Source organism: Streptomyces niveiscabiei, from assembly GCF_001419795.1.
GTDB classification, from domain to species: domain Bacteria; phylum Actinomycetota; class Actinomycetes; order Streptomycetales; family Streptomycetaceae; genus Streptomyces; species Streptomyces niveiscabiei.
In genome coordinates this window covers 1-3,631 of sequence record NZ_LIRL01001225.1, presented here as the reverse complement: position 1 = coordinate 3,631, position 3,631 = coordinate 1, and the positions used below count along the sequence as shown (strand labels likewise).

The following is a 3,631-nucleotide window of genomic DNA, read 5'->3' as shown; positions in this document are numbered from 1 at the left end:
CACGTGTGTACCCGCTTTGCCGGGGGGCAAAGCGGCCGTCGTCCATGAACTGATGGCGGCCGAGGGGTTCGATCCGCACGAGGCCATGGCTATCGGGAATTCCGACAACGACGCGGAGATCTTCCGTCAAGTCGGGACCGCGATCTGCTTCGAGCCCGACGAAGAGCTGAGCAAACTGGCAGCGGACCGTGACTGGCTCAAAGCCGACCGGTCGACCATCCTGCGCGTCTGCTCGCAGCAACTCGGCCGGGTGCCGCGCTGATCGACCCGCCAGGAGCACGACGAAACCACGGTCCCCATCAACCCAGAAAGGCAACCCCCATGGACGTGATCTATGACTACCTCGTCATCGGTGCGGGCTCCGCCGGCTGTGCCGTCGCGGCGCGCCTGGCCGCCGACCCTCAGGTGCGGGTGGCACTGGTGGAAGCCGGTGGACCGGACCGGGATCCAGCAATCAAAGTTCCTGCTGCCTTCGCGGCGCTCATCGGCGGCGAGCACGACTGGGACTACCGCACCGAGCCCCAGCCCGAACTCGACGGCCGGACGATCCGCTGCCCGCGCGGCCGCGTCCTGGGCGGCAGCTCATCGCTCAACGCCCAGGTATGGACCCGCGGCCACCAGGCGGACTTCGACGGCTGGGCGGCGGCCGGTAACCCCGGCTGGTCGTACAAAGAGGTCGAACCGTACTTCCGGCGTGCCGAACGCCGCGCGGGAAGGAACAGGGCCGCTGTCTACGGCACCGACGGCCCGCTGCACGTCCAGGAGAACCGCAGCCCTTCCGCTGCCACCGGAGCCTTCCTGGAAGCCTGCCGAGAACTCGGGTTCTCCGCTCTCGCGGAAATGAACACGGCAGACAACACCGGATTCGCCCGCACCCCCACCACCCAGTACCGCGGTCGGCGCTGGAGCGCGGCCGATGGCTACCTCCGCTCCTCGGACCATCCCAACCTGACCGTACTCACCCGGCTGCAGGTGCAGCGCATCGCCCTCCGCGGCACCCGCGCCCACGGTGTGGAAGCCCTCGACCACCGTGGCCGCAACGTGACGTTGACAGCCCGCCGTGAGGTAGTCCTCAGCGCCGGAGCCATCAACTCGCCGCACCTGCTCATGCTGTCGGGCATCGGTGACCCGGACCACCTGCGCACCCACGGCATCACATGCGCAGCGGCCCTCCCCGGAGTGGGCCAAGGGCTCCAGGACCACTTGTTCGCCCCGCTGATCGTACGCAGCCTGGTGCGGCTGCCTCTCACGTCGGCCCGCTCCCTGTCCTCCAGGCTCGCCTACGCGCTGCTGCGCCGCGGCCCGCTTGCCTCCAACATCGCGGAAGCGGCATGCTTCCTGTCCAGTGAAGCCGCCTCGTCCCCTCCGGACCTGGAACTGGGGTTTCTCCCGGCTCCCTTCATCAACCACGGACTGGAACCGCTCACGACGGACGGCATGACCATTGGTGTGGTCCTCCTCCAGCCGGCGAGCACCGGCCGGGTCCGCCTGCGTTCGCCCTGGCCGAACGAACCGCCCAAGATCGACCCCGCCTATCTGAGCGACCCAGGCGGCGAAGACATCCGGCTACTGATCCACGGGCTGCGCGTGGCCCGACGTGCCTTCGACACAACGGCCCTGGCTCCGTATGCCGGGCCGCCCTGGTACCAGGACCTCGACCTCGACGACGCGGCCAGTGCCGAGCGACACGTCCGTCGCCGTGCCGACACCATCTACCACCCCGTGGGCACATGCCGCATGGGCAACGACGGCGACGCCGTGGTCGACGCGCGCCTGCGCGTCCACGGCGTGACAGGACTGCGCGTCGTCGACGCGTCCGTCATGCCGCGCATCACCCGCGGACACACCCACGCCCCCACGGTCATGATCGGCGAGCGAGCTGCCGACCTGATGAATGAGGAGTGAGCAGACACGTGCCGCGAGGGAAGAACCTCCGTCTGATACTGATGCAGCGATGGGCCCCCAAACCCTGGTACATCGCTTTCATGCGTATTGCCCAGGTCAGGATCGACAGGCAGCTCCTCAGGCGCAGCAAGGGCCGCATCAGTTTCTGCGGCAGCACCGGCGCCTACGCCCTGCTCCTGACCACGACCGGACGCCGCAGCGGACAACAGCGCTCCACTCCACTGTTCTACAAGCCGGACGGCGACGCGTTCATTGTGGTCGCCTCCAATTTCGGCCGCCGGGACCATCCCGCTTGGTCCCACAACCTGCTGGACCAGCCACGGGCACGGGTCACGGTGGGCAACCGGGACATCCCCGTCATCGCCCGGCTCCTCGCGGGGAGCGAATACGACACATGGTGGCAGCAGTTCGCCGCCTTCTCCTCCGCCTACCGGCACTACCACGAGACCAGTGGCCGTACCTTCCGCATCTTCGCCCTCGAACCAGTGAAACGGACGTGACCGGATGAAGACGAACGTCACCTTTCCCAGCGCAGGGTGGCAGCTGTCAGGACACCTCTACACGCCCGACGGAGATCCTGCAGGCCCCCTCCAGCCCATTGTGATCCCCCACCCCTGGGGAGGTGTGAAAGAGCAGACCGCAACGGTGTACGCCAGGAGACTGGCCCGCGACGGCTTCGCCTGCCTGGTCTTCGACAGCGCGCACCATGGTGAGAGCGAGGGCGAACCACGGCATCTGGAGAACCCGTTTCAGCGCGCCGAGGACATCAAGAACGCCGTCTCGTACCTGACCACCTGCGAGGGGCTGGACACCGACCGCATCGCCGCCCTTGGGCTGTTCGCCTCCGGTGGATACGTTCCCTACGCGGCTCAGACCGATCCGCGCATCAAAGCCGTCGCCACCGTGGCAGCCGTCGACATCGGCGCCATGCTCCGCGAAGGACTGACGGGTGGTCAAACCGAAGACCACATCCGCGGAATGCTCGCCGAGGCGGCCCGCCTGCGCACCGCGGAAGCACACGGCAACCCCCCGCACCTGGAGCGCATCCTTCCCGCAACCAAACAGGAGACGGTGGACCTGCCCGTTACGATCCAGGAAGGCTGGGACTACTACATGACCGAACGCGGCGGGCACCCACGCGCGCAGAACGTGTTCGTGTTGCGCAGCGTGGACCACATCATGCAGTACGACCCGTACGCCATGATCCGGCTGCTCGCGCCCCGGCCGCTGCTCATGATCGAGGGCACCGCATCGGACACCGTGCACTACAGCCGCCGAGCCGTAGAACTGGCTGTCGGCCCCACCGAGTTGTTCTGGATCGAGGGTGCCACTCACATGGATCTCTACGACAGAGACGAGCACGTGTCCCCTGCTGTCGCCAAGCTGTCTGAATTCTTCCGCCAGTTGTGAGCTGAGGGGCCTTACCCTCGCCCGCCTCGTCCACACCGTCCACGAGGCGCGGGAACGCAAGGGCGCGGGCCAGCGGCTCGCAGAGAGGTTCGCCCCCTCGCCCCCGGCGCCCTGGAGTCGACCGGGCTGATCGCCACCCTGGGCAGTCTCCTGGACAAGGCCGGCCCCTCAGGCACCAGCGGCCGCGACGTCCTTGTCATGATGGTCATGCTGCTGATCGCACTGGCCACGGCGTTTCGCGACGGCCGGCACACCATCGAGCGACTCACCTCCGTCGGTACCGGCGAGCACTGCTGTACCGACGGAGGTGAGTCGC

4 protein-coding genes are annotated in these 3,631 nt (G+C 67.7%); all 4 read left to right on the top strand.

What is annotated here, in order from left to right; translation table 11 throughout:
• Nucleotides 1-262: HAD hydrolase family protein (locus AOK24_RS42390; RefSeq protein WP_206191364.1), on the top strand; the 262-nt coding region annotated here is incomplete at its 5' end.
• Between the two features lie 59 nt (nucleotides 263-321).
• Nucleotides 322-1,905, top strand: coding sequence for a GMC family oxidoreductase (locus tag AOK24_RS42385; RefSeq protein ID WP_055725196.1), 1,584 nt, complete (start codon nucleotides 322-324; stop codon nucleotides 1,903-1,905).
• A gap of 80 nt (nucleotides 1,906-1,985) precedes the next feature.
• Entirely contained in the window at nucleotides 1,986-2,405 is a 420-nt protein-coding gene (locus AOK24_RS42380) for a nitroreductase family deazaflavin-dependent oxidoreductase (RefSeq protein ID WP_159052195.1), read from the top strand.
• Nucleotides 2,406-2,409: 4 nt separating this feature from the next.
• The gene (locus tag AOK24_RS42375) at nucleotides 2,410-3,315 is read left to right on the top strand and encodes an alpha/beta hydrolase (protein ID WP_055725194.1); all 906 of its coding nucleotides are present in this window, start codon (nucleotides 2,410-2,412) and stop codon (nucleotides 3,313-3,315) included.
• The last annotated feature ends 316 nt before the right edge of the window (nucleotides 3,316-3,631 follow it).

Excerpts from the sequence above, each read along its gene's own strand:
- AOK24_RS42385 (WP_055725196.1), top strand. The coding sequence starts at position 322 with ATGGACGTGATCTATGACTACCTCGTCATCGGTGCGGGCTCCGCCGGC.
- AOK24_RS42380 (WP_159052195.1), top strand. The coding sequence starts at position 1,986 with ATGCGTATTGCCCAGGTCAGGATCGACAGGCAGCTCCTCAGGCGCAGC.
- AOK24_RS42375 (WP_055725194.1), top strand. The coding sequence starts at position 2,410 with ATGAAGACGAACGTCACCTTTCCCAGCGCAGGGTGGCAGCTGTCAGGA.